The 16,598-nt window shown below is 68.9% G+C and carries 17 protein-coding genes and 1 tRNA gene; 8 read left to right on the forward strand and 10 right to left on the reverse strand.

The features are described from left to right. Positions 1-239: 239 nt before the first annotated feature. Both MT347_RS13485 and MT347_RS13490 read right to left on the reverse strand, forming a co-directional pair. Positions 240-401, reverse strand: coding sequence for a hypothetical protein (locus MT347_RS13485; RefSeq protein WP_243501716.1), 162 nt, complete (start codon positions 399-401; stop codon positions 240-242). 13 nt (positions 402-414) lie between these two features. Then, a complete protein-coding gene (locus MT347_RS13490; protein WP_243501718.1) occupies positions 415-1,860 on the reverse strand; it encodes a glycosyltransferase family 2 protein in 1,446 nt (481 codons plus the stop codon). A gap of 329 nt (positions 1,861-2,189) precedes the next feature. On the opposite strand from MT347_RS13490, the gene MT347_RS13495 reads away from it, so the two are divergent. Continuing rightward, on the forward strand, positions 2,190-3,647 hold the full coding sequence (locus MT347_RS13495) for a family 16 glycosylhydrolase (protein WP_243501719.1): 1,458 nt from the start codon (positions 2,190-2,192) through the stop codon (positions 3,645-3,647). A gap of 134 nt (positions 3,648-3,781) precedes the next feature. On the opposite strand, the gene MT347_RS13500 is transcribed toward MT347_RS13495, so the two are convergent. Beyond that, positions 3,782-4,564 (reverse strand): alpha/beta fold hydrolase, encoded by a 783-nt coding sequence (locus MT347_RS13500; RefSeq protein ID WP_243501721.1) that lies wholly within the window; start codon positions 4,562-4,564, stop codon positions 3,782-3,784. Between the two features lie 202 nt (positions 4,565-4,766). On the opposite strand from MT347_RS13500, the gene MT347_RS13505 reads away from it, so the two are divergent. Next, positions 4,767-5,669 carry an SDR family oxidoreductase gene (locus MT347_RS13505; protein WP_279391353.1) on the forward strand — a complete coding sequence of 301 codons (903 nt, stop codon included), beginning with the start codon at positions 4,767-4,769 and terminating at the stop codon, positions 5,667-5,669. A 120-nt stretch (positions 5,670-5,789) separates the two neighbouring features. Here MT347_RS13505 and MT347_RS13510 read toward each other — a convergent pair. The 3 genes from MT347_RS13510 to MT347_RS13520 form a co-directional block, all read right to left on the reverse strand. Then, a tRNA-Lys gene (locus MT347_RS13510) sits at positions 5,790-5,865 on the reverse strand. A gap of 39 nt (positions 5,866-5,904) precedes the next feature. After that, positions 5,905-6,930, reverse strand: coding sequence for an iron chelate uptake ABC transporter family permease subunit (locus tag MT347_RS13515; protein WP_243501723.1), 1,026 nt, complete (start codon positions 6,928-6,930; stop codon positions 5,905-5,907). Continuing rightward, positions 6,927-7,973: an iron ABC transporter permease gene (locus tag MT347_RS13520; RefSeq protein ID WP_243501725.1), complete on the reverse strand. Its 1,047-nt coding sequence runs from the start codon at positions 7,971-7,973 to the stop codon at positions 6,927-6,929. The genes MT347_RS13515 and MT347_RS13520 overlap by 4 nt, the downstream gene beginning before the upstream one ends. Positions 7,974-7,995: 22 nt before the next feature. On the opposite strand from MT347_RS13520, the gene MT347_RS13525 reads away from it, so the two are divergent. Further along, a complete protein-coding gene (locus MT347_RS13525) occupies positions 7,996-8,460 on the forward strand; it encodes a hypothetical protein (RefSeq protein ID WP_243501727.1) in 465 nt (154 codons plus the stop codon). A 15-nt stretch (positions 8,461-8,475) separates the two neighbouring features. Beyond that, a complete protein-coding gene (locus tag MT347_RS13530) occupies positions 8,476-9,045 on the forward strand; it encodes an ABC transporter substrate-binding protein (protein ID WP_308194237.1) in 570 nt (189 codons plus the stop codon). A gap of 124 nt (positions 9,046-9,169) precedes the next feature. Here the strand turns inward: MT347_RS13530 and MT347_RS13535 are convergent, their stop codons facing one another. Next, positions 9,170-9,844 carry a fasciclin domain-containing protein gene (locus MT347_RS13535; protein WP_243501728.1) on the reverse strand — a complete coding sequence of 225 codons (675 nt, stop codon included), beginning with the start codon at positions 9,842-9,844 and terminating at the stop codon, positions 9,170-9,172. A 320-nt stretch (positions 9,845-10,164) separates the two neighbouring features. Here MT347_RS13535 and sigK point away from each other — a divergent pair, with 320 nt between their 5' ends. The 4 genes from sigK (at position 10,165) to MT347_RS13555 (ending at position 13,393) form a co-directional block, all read left to right on the forward strand. Next, on the forward strand, positions 10,165-10,755 hold the full coding sequence (gene sigK / locus MT347_RS13540; protein ID WP_243501730.1) for an ECF RNA polymerase sigma factor SigK: 591 nt from the start codon (positions 10,165-10,167) through the stop codon (positions 10,753-10,755). Beyond that, positions 10,752-11,555: an anti-sigma factor domain-containing protein gene (locus MT347_RS13545; protein WP_243501732.1), complete on the forward strand. Its 804-nt coding sequence runs from the start codon at positions 10,752-10,754 to the stop codon at positions 11,553-11,555. Before sigK ends, MT347_RS13545 begins: the two co-directional genes overlap by 4 nt. Before the next feature lie 67 nt (positions 11,556-11,622). Beyond that, on the forward strand, positions 11,623-12,261 hold the full coding sequence (locus MT347_RS13550; RefSeq protein WP_243501733.1) for a DNA-directed RNA polymerase subunit beta: 639 nt from the start codon (positions 11,623-11,625) through the stop codon (positions 12,259-12,261). A gap of 247 nt (positions 12,262-12,508) precedes the next feature. Next, complete coding sequence (locus MT347_RS13555; RefSeq protein WP_243501735.1) at positions 12,509-13,393, forward strand: aminodeoxychorismate lyase; 885 nt, start codon at positions 12,509-12,511, stop codon at positions 13,391-13,393. Between the two features lie 173 nt (positions 13,394-13,566). Here the strand turns inward: MT347_RS13555 and pstB are convergent, their stop codons facing one another. The 3 genes from pstB to pstC are packed head-to-tail and all read right to left on the reverse strand — an operon-like array spanning position 13,567 to position 16,469. Continuing rightward, on the reverse strand, positions 13,567-14,346 hold the full coding sequence (gene pstB, locus MT347_RS13560; RefSeq protein ID WP_243501737.1) for a phosphate ABC transporter ATP-binding protein PstB: 780 nt from the start codon (positions 14,344-14,346) through the stop codon (positions 13,567-13,569). Positions 14,347-14,364: 18 nt separating this feature from the next. Next, positions 14,365-15,447: a phosphate ABC transporter permease PstA gene (pstA, locus tag MT347_RS13565; RefSeq protein ID WP_243501739.1), complete on the reverse strand. Its 1,083-nt coding sequence runs from the start codon at positions 15,445-15,447 to the stop codon at positions 14,365-14,367. Continuing rightward, positions 15,444-16,469 (reverse strand): phosphate ABC transporter permease subunit PstC, encoded by a 1,026-nt coding sequence (gene pstC, locus MT347_RS13570; RefSeq protein WP_243501740.1) that lies wholly within the window; start codon positions 16,467-16,469, stop codon positions 15,444-15,446. Before pstC ends, pstA begins: the two co-directional genes overlap by 4 nt. Positions 16,470-16,598 lie beyond the last annotated feature (129 nt).

The following is a 16,598-nucleotide window of genomic DNA, read 5'->3' on the forward strand; positions in this document are numbered from 1 at the left end:
GAAAGTTCGATGAGCCCGCGGAACGGGTATCGCGGCGATCAGGATGTCCGCCGGCGAAGTCTGCCGCTGGCAATCGGGCGGCCGGAGCTTCGCCGAGTTCGACTCGGGGACGGGCTGCTGACGCTCGTCGTGCCACTCAGGTCGGCTGCGGAGGCGTAAGACGCCGAGACCGCCGACGCCGACGGATAGGCGACCGCCGACGCGGATGCGCCGACGGTCGTCGGGGTGCAGGCCGCGTTTCAGGACTCGCGCGTGCGACGGGGGACGATGCGCAGCACAGCCGTACCGGCGGCGATCAGCGCGAAGGCGGCGAGGCCGAGCCAGACCGAGTTGGTGCCGGTCATGGCCAGTGCTCCGGCGCCGACGCCGGCTCCGGTGGAGGAAGCGATGTTGTTGTACATGGTGGGTCTCCATTCACCAGTCGCGCCGACGTCGTGTCAGCGCATCCAGGTATGCCTTGGTATGGACGATTTGCAGGAAAAGATCGATGACGAGTTCGTACATCAGCCCGGCGAGAACCATGTGCCGCCATCCGCGGTCGCGGACGGTGACGATGCGCTCGACGACGAAGATCGCGGTCACCCCCAGCCAGAACGGCTGGATCGAGAAGCTGTCCCAGCCGATCGCGTAGACGATGGTGGCGAGGTAGATGTACGTGATCACGCAGCCGATCATCGTGAGGATCTGACGACCCCAGTACGGCAGGGTGACCCGCGTGAGGCCGTACTGCACGCAGTTCTCGATCGCCCCGCGTTTCCATCGCAGGCGCTGGCGCCAGAGGTCGCCCCACGTCGGCATGATCTCGGTCACGAGGGTGCACCCGGCGGGGCTGAGCACGTCGTAACCCAGGTGACGGATGGCGAAGGTGAGCTCGTTGTCCTCGGTCAGCACGGAGGTGTCGTAGACGCCGCCCTGTCCGTCCCCGGCGGGGAGTTCGCCGGCGAGGCGAGCCGCGCCGATCCGGCGCAGAAGACCGACCTGGAGCACAGCGGCGGTCCCGGTGACCACGAGGCATTTTCCGCGAAGCCGACGCACGTCGCGGCCGTAGCGCGCGTATTCGTTTCGCTGGAGGTGGCCGACGAATCCGCCGCCCTCGCTGCCCCGGAACACCCCGCCGACGGCACCGATCTTGCCACGGAGATTTTTCCGGGCGATCTCGAGGAAGTCGGGGTCGAGGGCGGAATCGGCGTCCTGCACGAGTACGACGTCGTCTTCTTGCAGCTGAGGGAGTGCTTCGGCGAGGAATTGGTTGAGCGCCCCTGCCTTCTTATGGGTGTTGCCGGTCGTGACGAAGACCTCGGCTCCGTGCGCTCGCGCGATCTCGACCGTCCGGTCCGTGCAGTTGTCGGCGATGACGACGATGTGATCCGGCGGGGACGTCTGGTTCTGCAGGCCCAGGATCGCGGCAGCGATGCCGACTTCCTCGTTGTGAGCGGGGAGGGCGGCGACGAGGCTCCCGGTGCGGGCGCCTGCGCGGCGACGGCGCGTGGGGGTGGCGACCGGCGCGTCCGCATCGATCGGAAGCGAGGTGCCGAGCGCGGCGGCCGCGAAGACCGAGACCTCACCGTGCCGCGTTTTCGTCGGGGTGGTAGCGAAGACGGAGACCTCACCGAGATGCTCCCTCGTCGGGGTGGTCGCGAAGACCGATACCTCGGCGTGCTGCTCCCCGGTCGCTGAGGCCGCGAGGGAGGGATGCCGGGCCGGTGTCGCCAGACGCTCGAGTTCGCTGATCGAGGGGGAGGTGCGGCGGCGCGGGCTCGGCGAGCGCCGAGTCGGAAGGTTCTCGGGCGGAGCCTCCCACGACGCCCGGCGCGGGAGGGAGGAAGCGTGCCTGCGGGCACGCCGTGTGGTGGTCGTCATCGGGTCCTCTCCGTCGCCGGCGCACGCACGGATGCGCCGGGAATGGGCTTGCCGATGAAGAAATCGCAGCCCCGCTGCCGCTTACGCGGGCTGTCAGGAGCGCAGGAGGCGCCCGGACACCCTTGAACCTATGCGGGTGAATACGAGATGCCGACAGCTTCACCGCAAGAGAACCCCAAGATCGGCGCAGGAGGAGGAAAAGGACGGCGCGCGGCGTTTCTTGTGTCTTTTCACCGCTTCTGTCAGATTCATTCCAGGGTGATTCACGCAACGGTCGTGCGTGACGATTTTCTCCGCCATCGTCCGGTATTCGAAAGGCAGAATTCGTCATGGTCAGTCGCTTTCGTCCGGCGCTGCGTCACGCGGCCGTCGTGCTCACCCTCTTCACCTTCGTGGCCCTCGCCGGCGCACCGGGCGCGGCCGCCGCTGCGGAGCGATCCCCGGATGCCGTACCGACGGCGGTCATCGCATCCGCCCCCGCAGGTGCTCCGGGGTGGTCGACGCTGTTCCGCGACGACTTCGACGGGCCCGCGGGTGCCGCGGTCGGTCCGCAGTGGGAGCACGAGATCGGTACGTGGGGGACGGGTGCCGTCGACCGCACCACCGCGTCCACCGCGAACGTGTTCCTCGACGGGGCGGGCGCACTCGGCATCCGTGCCCTCCGCGACGCGTCCGGCGACTGGACGTCGGGGCGCATCATCACCGCCGACAAGTCGTTCTCGGCACCGGCGGGCGGACGGCTTCTCCTGACGGCATCCATTCGTCTGCCCGCCGTCGCAGACGCGACCGGGTACTGGCCCGCGTTCTGGGCCCTCGGTCGCGATGCGAACGCGCAGATCGACTGGCCGCGCACGGGCGAGATCGACATGCTCGAGGCGGTGAACGGAACACCGCAGGTGATTCAGACCCTTCACTGCGATCTTCCCGACGGGGGTGCCTGCGACGAGCCCTTCGGAATCACCAGCGGTCTGCAGGACTGTGCTTCCTGCCTGACCGGTTTCCACACGTACTCGACGCTCATCGATCGCACCGAGCCCGGGGCCGAACGGCTGGAGTTCTTCGTCGACGCGGTGAGTACCCACGTCGTCGAGGAGGCTCAGGTCGGAGAAAGCGCCTGGGATGCGGCCGTCCCCAACGATTTCTTCCTCATCCTCAACCTCGCCATCGGCGGGGGGCTGCCCAACGGCGTGTGCGGCTGCGACAGCGCTGCGGCGCCGAAGACTTCCGGCGGCACGATGTCGGTCGAGCATGTGGCCGTCTACCGGTCCGATCCTGCGGCGCCGCCGATCCCGACCATCGCGGGGACGCCGACGTCGGGTTCGACCCTCATCGCCGCCTCCGGACGCGGGGTTCCGGTGGCGTATCAGTGGAAGGCGGACGGTGTCGCCATCGCCGGCGCTGCGGGGAGCTCGTTCACCCTGCCCGGCACCCTCCTCGGCAAGCGCGTCACCGTCACCGTTTCCGCGTCGGATGGATCGGATGCCGCGACCTCGCTGCCGACGGCGCCGGTCACCGCGGGGACCCTCGGCGCGGTCACCCCGACCATCAGCGGCACCGCGAAGCTCGGGTCGACTCTGACCGCGAACCCGGGCACGTGGACGCCGAGCCCGGTCACCCTGACCTACCGCTGGAAGGCGGACGGCGTCGACATCGCCGGAGCGACGGGGAAGACGCTCAAGGTCGCCACGACGAACATCGGCAAGCGGATCACCGTCACCGTGACCGGCAGCAAGGTGGGCTTCACCTCGGCGCAGCGCACCTCGGCACCGACCGCGGTCGTTCGTTAGAACTCGTGCAGCGCGCTCCCTCACTGCGCAGGGGAGGGGTTCGCTCTGGCCCGCCAGGGCCAGATCTCTGAATGACCCTGCTCGGCCTGCACATCCACAGCGTCGCGGATGGGCCCTGGGGAGGAGTGCCGGACCTACTCGGTGCGGTCGAGAATCAGGCGGGTCGCTTCCCGAGGGACGTCCCATTGCGGGAAGTGACCGCACCGCTCGAACCAGTGCAGTTCGGCGTCGGGGAAGAGTTCTGCGGCACGAGTGGCCTGTCTGGGCACGGTCACCCAGTCGCGCCGTCCCCACCCGATCGTGACCCGCCCGGGCGCGGTCCCGGCCGGAGCGCCCCGCTGCTTGGGTCCCTTGGTGAGCGCGTCCATGGCCGCGCCGGTCGCGGGGGAGTCGGCGAGTCCGCGCACGTCCGGCAGCACGGTCTCTGGCGAGAGTGCCCAAGGCCGTGCGGACAACTGCGCCAGCAGCACCGTCCTTCCGACGGCGTTGCCCAGCAGGGCGGGCAGCATGCCTCGCAGCGCTCGAACCAAGGCGATCGAGGGTCGCAGCGTGGCGCTGAAGACGGCCAGCTCTCGGTCGCTCCAGAATCCGCCCGGGTCCAGCGCCACCGTGTCCCCGCCGACTCCCCGCCGCGCAAGCTCGAGCACGATTCGCCCGCCCATCGACTGGCCGGCAGTCGAGACTCCGTCCAGATTCTGCTCGCGGATGAACTCCGCGACCGAATCGGTCAGCGTGGCGATCGAGACCTCGCCGGTTGGCGGTGGTGTGTCGCCGAACCCCGGCAGGTCGACTGCGATGATCTCGCGGTGCTCGGCCAGCTTGTCGAGGATCGGGGCCCAGGAGCGCCACCCTGCGCCCAGACCGTGTACGAGCAGGAGCGGGCTGCCACTTCCTCGTCGAATATGGTTCAGTGTCATTCGCTCAACGCTATCTCGCGCGCGTCGTGACAGGGCCGGATCGCCGCCCCGGTCGGGATGGCGGGTGCAGCTCTTACGCGATACTCGAAGCCCGCGTGCGTAGCCGGCGACTCGACTGCGCCGTGCGGTGGCACGGGTCAACCCCGCTGGCGCAGGAGATTCTTGCTCGTAGTGTCATGGCTCCCACCGAGAAGGAGCAGGCATGCCCGAATCTTCCGTCGCCAAGAGCGCTCGAGCCATGGCCGATCACGACGGCGGTATGGCCGAGCAGCAGCAAGTTCCGCCGGGCCTGACGTCACACATGACTCCGGAGCCTGATCATGGCGAATCGTCGTGGACGGGCCGTGGACGACTCGAAGGCCTGAAGGCGCTGATCACCGGCGGCGACTCCGGCATCGGACGTGCTGTCGCCATCGCGTATGCCCGCGAAGGGGCGGATGTCGCTATCTCCTACCTCGCGGAGGAAGAAGAAGATGCGCAGGTGACGGCCGAATGGATCCGACGGGCGGGTCGTCACGTCGTCGTAGCTCCCGGCGACCTGCGAGACGAGCAGACCTGTCGAGACGTCGTCGCCCGGGCCGTAGAAGGGCTCGGTGGGCTGAATGTCGTCGTGAACAACGCCGGATACCACTGGGCTCGAGGAGAAGCGGGCCTCAGCGGTCTCACAGCCGACCAGGTGGATCGCACAATGCGCACGAACCTCTACGCGACGCTATGGGTCAGCCAAGCGGCGCTGAAGCACCTCGGCAGGGGCGACAGCATCATCATCACCAGTTCCGTACAGGCATACGACCCATCGGTGTCGATGATCGATTACGCGGCCACGAAAGCCGCTCTCAACAACCTGACCGGAAGTCTGGCGCAGGACCTGGGGGCCGACGGCATCCGTGTGAACGCCGTTGCCCCCGGACCGATCTGGACGCCGCTCGGCCCAGCCACGAAGACGCCGGAAGCGGTCGCGAATATGGGTCGAGACACCCCGCTGGGGCGCATCGGCCAACCCGCCGAACTCGCCGGCGCTTATGTGTTCCTCGCGTCGCCCGCCGAAGCGAGTTATGTCAGTGGCACCGTGCTCGGAGTCACCGGCGGCAGCCCGACGTTCTGATCGAGGCGAGGCGACCCAGCCGACCGCACGGTCTCACGGCGTGCAACTCCGGTGCGCCACTGTGCTGGCAGTGGCATCCGCGCCGACGCTGGTGCCGTGAAAAACGCGAGGCGAAGATAATGGTGGGCCCGGAGGGGCTCGAACCCTCGACCCGCGGATTAAAAGTCCGATGCTCTGCCAACTGAGCTACAGGCCCTGATGCACCGATCCTACCGGGAGCGACCGGGCCCCGTGCTCATCGGCGGGTGCGCGCGACGATCCAGAAAAGGTACGCGCCGCCCACGACGCCCGTGAGCAATCCGACGGGGATCTGCAGCGGCGCGAGGGCGCGCTGGGCGATGACGTCGGCGACGAGCAGGACGGCGGCGCCCGTCAGGGCGGATCCGGCGAGGGGGATGCCGCTGGTGCCCATCGTCCGCCGTGCGAGTTGCGGTGCGGCCAGCGCGATGAAGCCGATGGGGCCGGCGACGGCCGTGGCGGTACCGGTGAGCAGCGCCGCCACCGTGATGAGGAGGAGGCGAACGCGTCCGGTGCGGACCCCCAGCGAGCGGGCGGTGTCGTCGCCGAGTTCGAGCGCACGGAAGTCGCGGTGCAGCACGACGAGGACAACGCTCAGCACGCCGATCGCGCTGAGCAGCAGGACGACGTCGCTGTCCGAGGTGGCGGCGAGGCTCCCGTACAACCACTGGCTCGCATTGCGCGCCACCTCGACCGGCGCGCGCGTGAGCAGGTAGTCGTTGAGTGCCGAGAGCAGCGTCGTGAGGGCGATGCCGGCCAGGATCGTGCGCTCGCGCGAGATGCCGACGCTGCGCGCGATCAGCATCACGACGACCACGCTCAGGAGCCCGCCCGTCCACGCCCCGACCGCGGGGGAGGCGGAGGGGGCGATGAGGATGAGGCCGACGAGTGCCCCCGTGGCGGAGCCGGCGCTGAAGCCCACGATGTCCGGGCTCGCCAGCGGGTTTCGCGCGAGGGTCTGGAAGACGGCACCGGCGAGGCCGAGGGCGGCGCCGATGGCGAGAGCGGCCACGATCCGCGGCACGCGCAGGCCCATCACGACGACCGTGGTGCGCCCGTCCGCGTCGCCGGTGAGAGCGGATGCCACCTCGCCCAGCGAGGCGTGGAACGAGCCGGTCGTGAGGCCGACCACCGCGGCGGCGACGGCGACCAAGGTGGTGAGCGCGATGACGAGGATCCGGCGGCGTCGGCCGATGCGGCGGCGGACGGTGCGGACGACGGGGGCGGTGGAGACGGCACTCACGGGGTTCTCCGCAGCACGAGCCAGAGCAGCAGCGGCGCGCCGAGGAAGGCCGCCACGATCCCCGCCTCGATCTCGCCGGGCGGAGCGATCACTCGACCGATCACGTCGCTGGCCAGGGTCAGGGCGGCACCGGTGAGAGCGGCGGCGGGGAGCGAGATGCGCACGTCGCCTCCGACCATCCCCCGCACGCCGTGCGCGACGAGCAGGCCGATGAACGCCAGCGGACCCGCCGCCGAGGTCGCCGCGGCGCAGAGCAGGGTGATCGAGGTGGCGGCGCCGATCGTGACGAGTGCGGGGGAGACCCCGAGGGCGCGGGCCAGGTCGTCGCCGAGGCGCAGCTGGTCGAGACCGCGGGCGACCAGGGCGGCGAGGACCACGCCCGCGAGGGCGAACGGCAGCAGCTGCAGGGCCACGTCGGGATCGCGCCGCTCGAAAGAGCCCACGGCCCAGAAACGGAAGGACTCGAAGGTGTCGTCGTCGGCGAGCGTGATGATGCGGACGACCGCGCCGAGGCACGCGCTCAATGCAACCCCCGCGAGCACGAGTCCGACGGTGTCGCCGCGGCGACCGGGGCGGGCCGCGGCGTTGACCAGCAGAGCAGCCCCGGCGGCGCCCGCGAAGGCGAACCAGACGTAGCCGCTCGCGGTGCCGACCCCGAAGAAGGCGATGGCGACGACGACACCCACTGCCGCTCCCGCATTGACGCCGAGCAGACCCGGGTCGGCGAGCGGGTTGCGGGTCACGGCCTGCATCAGCACCCCGGCGACACCGAGACAGGCGCCCGCGAGGAGGGCCGTGAGGGTGCGGGGCACGCGCAGCTCGTGGATGATCACGCCCACGGCATCCCGTCGATCCGACACCAGCGCCGCGAACACGTCCGCGGGGGCGAGGGATCGCGAACCGACGGCGAGGCTGGCGAGGATCAGGGCGAGCAGGATCGCGGCGACCACGAGGGTGGACGAAAGCGCCTTCCTCCGGCTCCTGCGCCGCCGCCGTGCGAGGTCGCCCACCCCCGGGGGCACGGGCAGGACGAGAGCGCTCACTTGGTAAGGGTAACCTAACCTGGTGAGCGCACTTCGTTTCCCGTCTTTTCCCGCCCGTTTCCGTCCCCGGACCGTGGCCCTCCTGGGTGCTGCCGTCGTCGTCACCCTCACCGGCTGCGCGGGTCCGGCCGCCCCGTCGACGACCGTCGATGCCGAAGCCGGCTCCGCCGGCGCGTGGGTCGTTTCTCGCGATCTGGAGCCCGGGATGGGCTCCGCCGACGCCGACGGCGTGTTCCCCCGCGCGGTGACGCACTTCGAGGGGGTGACCGAGATTCCCGCGCATCCGTCCCGGATCGCCGTCGTCTCCACCGGGCAACTCGATGCGCTGCTCACGCTGGGCACGGTGCCCACCGCCGCCACCCGCGCCGAGAACAGCGGCCTGGTGCCGCAGTACCTGCGGGACGCCTTTCCTCAGGATGCCGCGGCGCTCGGCGGCATGACCGACATTGGCCAGCGCACCGAGCCCGATCTCGAGGCCATCGCGTAGGCCGCTCCCGACCTGATCCTCATCAACTCCACGCGCGGGGCGGAACTGTACGACGCGCTCTCCGCGATCGCGCCGACCGTGGTGACCAAAGGAAACGGGGTGAATTGGAAGAGCGACTTCCTCCTCATCGCCGACGCCCTCGGAGACGAAGGGGCGGCGCGCGGCATCCTCGATTCGCTCCAGTCCGATAGCGCGGCGTTCGCCCGCACCCACCCGGGGGAGGGATCGACGGTGTCGTTCCTGCAATCGACGGGAGATCGCACGCGGATCATGGGGGTGCCCTCGTTCGCGGGCGGGGTGGCCGAAGACCTCGGCCTCGCTCGCCCCGCGTCCCAGCGGTTCGACGAGACCTCGCAGGAGATCAGCGCGGAACAGATCGACCTCGCCGACGCGGACCACGTGTTCTACGCCGGTACCGGACAGGGGATCGCCTTCATCGAGGACGCACCGCTGTGGTCGACGCTCGGCGCCGTGGCCGATGGACGCGCCGTGGTCGTGGACTTCGACCCGTGGTTCATGAACGCCGGACCCACGGCGGCTCGGCTCGTGCAGGACGAGATCGTGGGCGTGGTGACAGGAAGCTGACAGACGCGGCATCCGCACACGAAGGAGCGAGCGCCGGACCCCCTCGCCTGGGGTCCGGCGCTCGCCGTCAATCTCGGTCGATCATCGACCGAACGGATGCGTGAGGTGTCACGCGTCCGAGGACTTACATCGGGGGCATGAGCACCGTGTCGATGAGGTACACCGTGGCGTTGGCCGTCTGGACGCCACCGCAGATGACGTTCGAGGTGCCGTTGACGGTGATCGAGTCACCGGAGCCGGCGACCGTGACATCCGCGCCCTGGACCGTGGCGTGGGTGCCGTCGATCTCGTCGGGAGCGATCTGACCGGGGACCACGTGGTACGTCAGGATCGAGGTCAGCAGGTCGGTGTCGGTCTTCAGCGTCTCGATGGTGGCCGCGTCGATCTTGGCGAACGCGTCGTCGACGGGGGCGAAGACGGTGAACTCGCTGCCGTTCAGGGTGTCGACCAGGTTCACGTTGGGGTTCAGCTGGCCGCTGACCGCCGCGGTGAGCGTGGTGAGGAGCGGGTTGTTCGAGGCGGCGACGGCGACCGGGTCGGCAGCCATACCGGCGACGGATCCCGCACCCGAGGGGACGGTCTCGGCGTAACCGGCGCAGCCGGGGCCGACGAGGTTGGCGGCCGGGTCCATGGCGGATGCCGAGGCCGACATCGAGGGCGACGCCTCCATGGAGGGGGCGGTGCTCTCCTCGGCGGTCGAGCCACCCGAGGTGGTACCACCCGAACATGCGGTGAGAGCGAAAGCCGAGCCCAGAACGAGGGCGAGACCAGCGACGACAGGCTTCTTGTTGGTGAGCATGACATTCCTCCGAAATCGTTCGGATCGCGTCTGCGACCCGTCAGGGACACCCCGGTGCGAGGGGCGGTTCGCCGTGGAGCGGCTTACACAGGGTCTTCGGGACCCCCGGGGGAACGGATTGCGAAATGTGTCCGTTGCGGTCCGTTCATGGGTCGTTTTCTCGACAAAAGCCCTGTTCAGGGGCAAAAAAATATTCTTAAGAATGTTTTCCGCCCGCCCGACCTCGGTGGTGTGGGTGCCTGGGTAACGGTTTGTGCGCACGTTCGCGCGGCTCGCGCGCGCGTGCGGTAAAGCCTCTGACAGTACGGAATGATGGATGCATGGTGATCGACGGTTTCGACCTGCCCGATGAGGGGCGTGAGAAGGTCGATCACATCGGCATCCTGTTACAGCGCGTAGCCGACGGTGATCGCGCCGCCTTCGCCGAGGTGTACGACGCTCTCTCCGCTCGCGCGTTCGGACTCATCCTGCGCGTCCTCGTCGACCGCTCTCAGAGCGAGGAGGTGTTGCAGGAGGTCTTTCTCGAAATCTGGCAATCCGCCGCGCGATTCACTCCGAATAGAGGCCAAGGAAGATCGTGGGTTTTCACGATCGCCCACCGACGTGCGGTGGACCGCGTGCGGTCATCGCAGTCGAGCAGCGATCGAGATGTGCGCGCGGGCTTCCGGGATATGGATGTCGCTTACGACAACGTCTCCGAAAAAGTAGAACTGAAAATCGAAGGGCGGCGCGTCGTCGATGCATTGGCGACGCTTCCCGACGCCCAGAAGGAAGCACTCACGCTGGCCTACTTCGGTGGGTACAGCCAAAGTGAGATCGCTACCCTCGTCGGGGCACCGCTCGGTACGGTCAAGACCAGGATGCGCGACGGCCTGTCGCGCTTGAGGATGGAGATGGGGGTGGACAAGTGAACGAGAGGGACTTCGCCGACCTCGCCGTCGGTCATGCGCTCAATGCGCTATCCGAGGCAGATGAGCGCGCGTACCAGGAGGCCCTTGCGGGTAATCCGCACTGGGACCACCACGTTCGCGGTGCGGTAGACACCGTTGCCGCGATCAGCTCCACCGTCGACCCGGTCGAGCCACCGCCTTCCGTACGTGCTTCACTGTTCGCACGCATCTCCGACCTCCCCCAGGAGTCAGCCGCATCGTCGCCACCGACGCGCGACGATGAGGACTTCGCGGCCGCTGGTCCGATCCCCGTCGAGCGGGAACGCGAGGTCGTCTCGGCCCGTCGCTCCGCAGGCTCGGGCTGGGGTATGCGTGGATGGTTCGCCCTCGCCGCGTCGTTCGCGGCGGTGCTGGTGCTCGGCTTCGGGGCCGTCACCATCAGCCAGTTCTTCGCGCCTCCCGCGGCGGTCGTCGCCCTGCAGCAGATCGAGGACGCCCCTGACGCGCAGTCGGCCTCGGCGACGATGCCCGATGGGACGGTCGCCACCGCCCACTGGTCGCCGTCGACGGGACAGAGCGTGCTCGTGGCCGACGGGATGCCGTCCCTCGCTGAGGGAAAGACGTACGAGCTCTGGTTTGTCCGCGGCGAAACCCCCATTGCCGCGGGGATCTTCCAACCCGACTCCGACGGCAACGCCACTGCCGTGCTGCAGGGTGAGATGCATGCCGGCGACGTCATCGCCGTGACCATCGAGCCGGCCGGCGGATCGCCCGACGGCACGCCCAGCAGTGACCCTGTCGTGGCCGTGGCCACGGCCTGAGGCCACGGCCGACCCGCCCGCGGGTCTTGCGGCCCGCGTGCGATGGGCGACGCTCTAGCCTGGAACGATGAGCGATTCCCCCCGCGATTTCCACAAGCCGGTGCGGCGCCCCGCAGAACTGTTCGACCGTCTGTTCTCGGCAGAGGATCCCGCCGAAGTGTCGCGTGTCGCCCACAGCACGGCGCACGCCCTCCTCGCACGGGTCCGCGCGGATCCGTCCGTGGACATCGTGGAGCGACTCGTCGCCTTCACCGATGACCATGGCATCGACGACATCGCCGAGCTGTGGTCGCGCTCGCCGGCCCGCTCGCTCCCCGGCGCGCTGTGGCGGTTGTATCTGTTGCAGCTGATGATCCACGACGACGCTGCGACCGCGGCTCTGCTGTACGAGCGCGGTCGCGTCGAGATGGCGACGGTGGATGCCGTCGTGGCGGGCGCCCCGGCGCCGGCGGGGCCGGAAGAGCTGGTGCGGCTGATCGACACGATCCTGCGCGGGTTGTTCGAGGGCGACTTCGCCGTCGCCCTCGACCGCGCGGCTGCTTTCTGTCGCGTTCAGGCCGCGGGCTCGACACACCTGGCCGACGATTACGAGACCACCGAGTCGGAACGGGCGACCGCTCTGACCACGCGCGCGTTGCGCCTCGCGACCTACGCCGAAGACCTGGCGGCATGCGCGGCTCTGTGGCGTCGCGACGCGCTTACCTGATCTCGTTCTCGGGGTGAGACGGGGCAGGGGCGGAAGTCCTGCGCGGGGCGCGAGCCGCTGCAGAAAAGATAAGTGCCGGACCGCAGAACGCCTCTCGGCGCATGGCCGCTCAGAGCGGCAAAAGATGGAGCCCGGGGTTACTGCGGCCCGGCTATGACAGTGTAACAAGTGCGCGCCCCGCACATTCCCTCCTGCGGGCCCGTTGACAAGATCCGGGCGTGTCGGGGCTGCCGCGTAGGCTCGCCCCATGGTTTCGCGTTTCGCCCTCCGCATCGACCCGGTGGCATCCGATGACCGGAGGGATTCGTTCGCCGACACGTTCCGGCCGATCGATCCGCACGCCCCCGCCCTTCCCGTCGGGGAGCTGAGCGCACAGCGCGGCGACGGGATCTTCGAGTCGCTCGGAGTCGTCGACGGTCATCCGCAGGAGGTCGGCCCGCACCTCGAACGCCTCGCACACTCCGCCGGTCTGTGCGATCTCCCCGCGCCCAACATCCCGCAGTGGCGGGAGGCGATCGCGCGTGTCGTCCAGAAAGCCGGTACGGGCGAAAGCGTCGTGAAGCTCATCTACAGCCGCGGTGTCGAGGGCGGCGACGCGGCGACGGCCTGGATCACCCTCGCCGACGCGCCCGACAACGCCAGGGCCCGCACCGAGGGCGTTCGCATCTCGACCCTCGACCGCGGATACGCGCTCGACGTCCCGGCACGCGCACCGTGGCTGCTTCTCGGTGCGAAGACCCTCTCGTACGCCACCAACATGGCCGCCATCCGCGAGGCGAAGCGCCGCGGGGCCGACGACGCCGTCTTCGTCTCGAGTGACGGGTACGTGCTGGAGGCGCCCACGGCATCCGTCGTCCTGCGCCTCGGCGACCGGTTCGTCACCCCGGCACCGAGTGCCGGCATCCTGCATGGGACCACTCAGCTGAGCCTGTTCGCGTACCTCGAGGAGCGGGGCTTCGACACCGCGTACGACATGATCGCCGTGTCGGACCTCGGGGGAGCGGATGCCGCCTGGCTGTTGTCGAGTGTGCGGCTCGCGGCGCCGATCTCGGCGGTGGACGGTTGGCCGATACCGGTCGACCGGGCGCTGTCCGACGAGCTGAACGCCTACCTGCTCACCCCGCGCGAGTGAGCAGGTCCTGACCCCGAGCCTGGGTCCTGGGCCGCCGGCGGTATCCCGACGCGGTGCGGGCCGGGACGGGCGGCGCCCGGCAGCCGCGCGCTGCCGCCCCGCATTCGCGCTGACGCCGGCATCCGAAACGACGAGAGCCCCGCCGAAGCGGGGCTCTCGCGCAGAAAGAACGCTTATCCGAAGCGGCCCGAGACGTAGTCCTCGGTGGCCTGGACGGTCGGGGCCGTGAAGATCGTCGAGGTGTCGTTGTACTCGATGAGTTTGCCGGGCTTGCCGGTGCCGGCGATGTTGAAGAACGCCGTCTTGTCGCTCACGCGCGAGGCCTGCTGCATGTTGTGCGTGACGATGACGATCGTGTACTCGTTCTTGAGCTCCGAGATGAGCTCCTCGATCGCGAAGGTCGAGATGGGGTCGAGCGCCGAGCAGGGCTCGTCCATCAGCAGCACGTCGGGCGAGACGGCGATCGCGCGAGCGATGCACAGACGCTGCTGCTGACCGCCCGAGAGGCCGCCGCCGGGCTTGTCGAGACGGTCCTTCACCTCGTTCCAGAGGTTGGCGCCCTTCAGCGACTTCTCGACGAGTCCGTCGGCGTCGCTCTTGGACATGCGCTTGTCGTTGAGCTTCGCACCGGCCAGCACGTTCTCGCGGATCGACATGGTGGGGAAGGGGTTCGGGCGCTGGAAGACCATGCCGACATGGCGGCGCACGAGCACCGGGTCGACACCGGGACCGTACAGGTCGTCGCCGTCGATGAGGACGCGACCCTTGACGTGACCGCCGGGGATGACCTCGTGCATGCGGTTCAAAGTCCGCAGGAACGTGGACTTGCCGCACCCCGAGGGGCCGATGAAGGCGGTGACCGAACGGGGCTCGATGTCGATCGAGACGCCCTCGACCGCGAGGAAATCGCTGTAGTAGACGTTGAGGTCCTGGACCTCGATGCTCTTGGACACGAAGGTGCCTTTCTGGGGTCAGCGCGCCTTGGGCGCGAACACCGCCGCCACGATACGGGCGATCAGGTTGAAGATGACGACGAGGACGACCAGCAGGAATGCCGCACCCCAGGCGTTGGCCTGCGATGCGTCGATGTCTTGCCCGGGGAAGCTGTACGCGGTGTACGCCATGACGGGGAGGGTCTGCATGGGCCCCTCGAACGGGTTGGCGTTGAAGTTGTCGGTGAAGCTCGCCGCGATGAAGATCGGCGCGGTCTCACCCACCACGCGGGCCACGGCGAGCACGACACCGGTGATGATGCCGGAGGCGGCGGTGCGCAGCACGACCTTGATGATCGTCGCCGAGCGCGGCACGCCCAGGGCGAGCGAGGCCTCGCGCAGGTCGGCCGGCACCAGACGCAGCATCTCCTCGGTGGAGCGGATCACGATCGGGATCATGAGCACGCACAGGGCGATGGATGCCGAGAACCCGCTGAACGCCTTGGGTCCGACGACGAGGCTGAACAGCGAGAAGGCGAACAGACCGGCGACGATGGAGGGGATACCCGTCATGACGTCGACGAGGAAGGTGATTGTCCGGCGGAGCGGGTTGCTCGGCTGGGCGTACTCGACGAGGTAGACCGCCGCGAGGACGCCGACCGGCACCGAGATGAGTGCGGCGATGCCCGTGATGATCAGCGTTCCCGCGACGGCCTGCCACGCACCCGGGGTCGCGACGACTTCGAGTGTGTTCGGGTCGAACGCGGTGCCGCCCACCTGCGTGATGAACTGCAGGTTGACCACGGCGAGGCCCTTGGACACCACCGTGTACAGCGTGGAGACGAGAGGTGCCAACGCCAGCAGGAAGGCCGCCGTGACCAGACCGCGCACGACGCGGTCGACGGCCTTGCGGCGGTTCTCGACGATCGACGACCCCAGGCCGATGGCGATCAGGTAGATCACGGCCGTCAGGATCAGCCACGCCGCGAGGTTGAAGCCGCCCATGAGCACCTGCACGCCGGCGATGACGACCGCGACGCCCGCGAGCAGCGCGGGCTCGATGTAACGGGGGAGCTGGCCGCTGGTGAGGGCCAGGGGAGCGGAGGGTGCGGTGACGGTCATGAGCGCTTGCCCTTCTTGCGACCCTTGGCGCCGGGGCCCGTCGCGCCGATGATGTAGCGGGCGAACATGTTCACCGCGAGCGATACGACGAACAGCATGAGGCCGGTACCGATGAGGGCCGAACGCTGCAGGTCGGTGGCGATGGGGAAGTTCAGCGCGATGTTGGCCGCGATGGTCTGCGAGTTGTACCCGTCGGTGAGCATCAGCACCGAGTAGATGAGGCTGGGGGAGATGATCAGCGCGATGGCCATCGTCTCGCCGAGCGCGCGGCCGAGGCCGAGGAGCGTTGCCGAGACCATGCCGCTGCGGGCGTAGGGGAACACCGACAGGCGGATCATCTCCCAGCGCGTGGCGCCGAGGGCCAGCGCCGCTTCCTCGTGCAGACGGGGCGTCTGGAGGAAGATCTCACGGGTGATCGAGGTGACGATCGGCAGGATCATCACCGCGAGCACGACGCCACCGGTCAGCATGGTCGAACCGGTGCTGGAGACAGGGCCGTTGAAGAGCGGGATCCAGCCGAGGTACTGGTTGAGGAACTCCCCGACCGGCAGCAGCAGGGGGCGCATGACGATGATGCCCCACAGGCCGAACACGATCGAGGGGACGGCCGCCAGCAGATCGACGACGTACCCCAGTGCCCCGGCGATGCGGCGCGGCGCGTAGTGCGAGATGAACAGCGCGATGCCGATGGCCACCGGGGTACCGATGATCATGGCAATGAACGCGGCCCAGATGCTGCCGAAAAGCAGCGGACCCACGTACTCCCAGAAGTTCGCCCAGTTGCCGGTGCGGCTCTGGTAGCCGGCGAGGTCGCCTTCGGCCCAGTTGCCGGTGATGGCGGGGAGTCCGCGGATGATCAGGAAGATCGCCACACCCGCCAGGATGATCATGATCGAAACGGCGGCGGTGGTCGACAGGCCCAGGAAGACGGTGTCGCCGACGCGGCGCTTGCCGACGATGCTCGCGCGGGGCGGGGTCGGTGAGACCGGCGAGGTCTCTTGCTCGGCGACGGTGTCAGTCACGGGGGACCTCACGCTCGGCACGGGTCATGGGTGCTCCTCGATCGGGTGGCTCAGTGAGGATTCGGCTCAGCGGAGCGTTCGACGTGGTCGACCGTTCCGATCAGCCCGGCCCGACCCGCACGAGAGTGC

It is taken from the genome of Microbacterium sp. VKM Ac-2923, assembly GCF_022815605.1.
Lineage (GTDB): Bacteria > Actinomycetota > Actinomycetes > Actinomycetales > Microbacteriaceae > Microbacterium.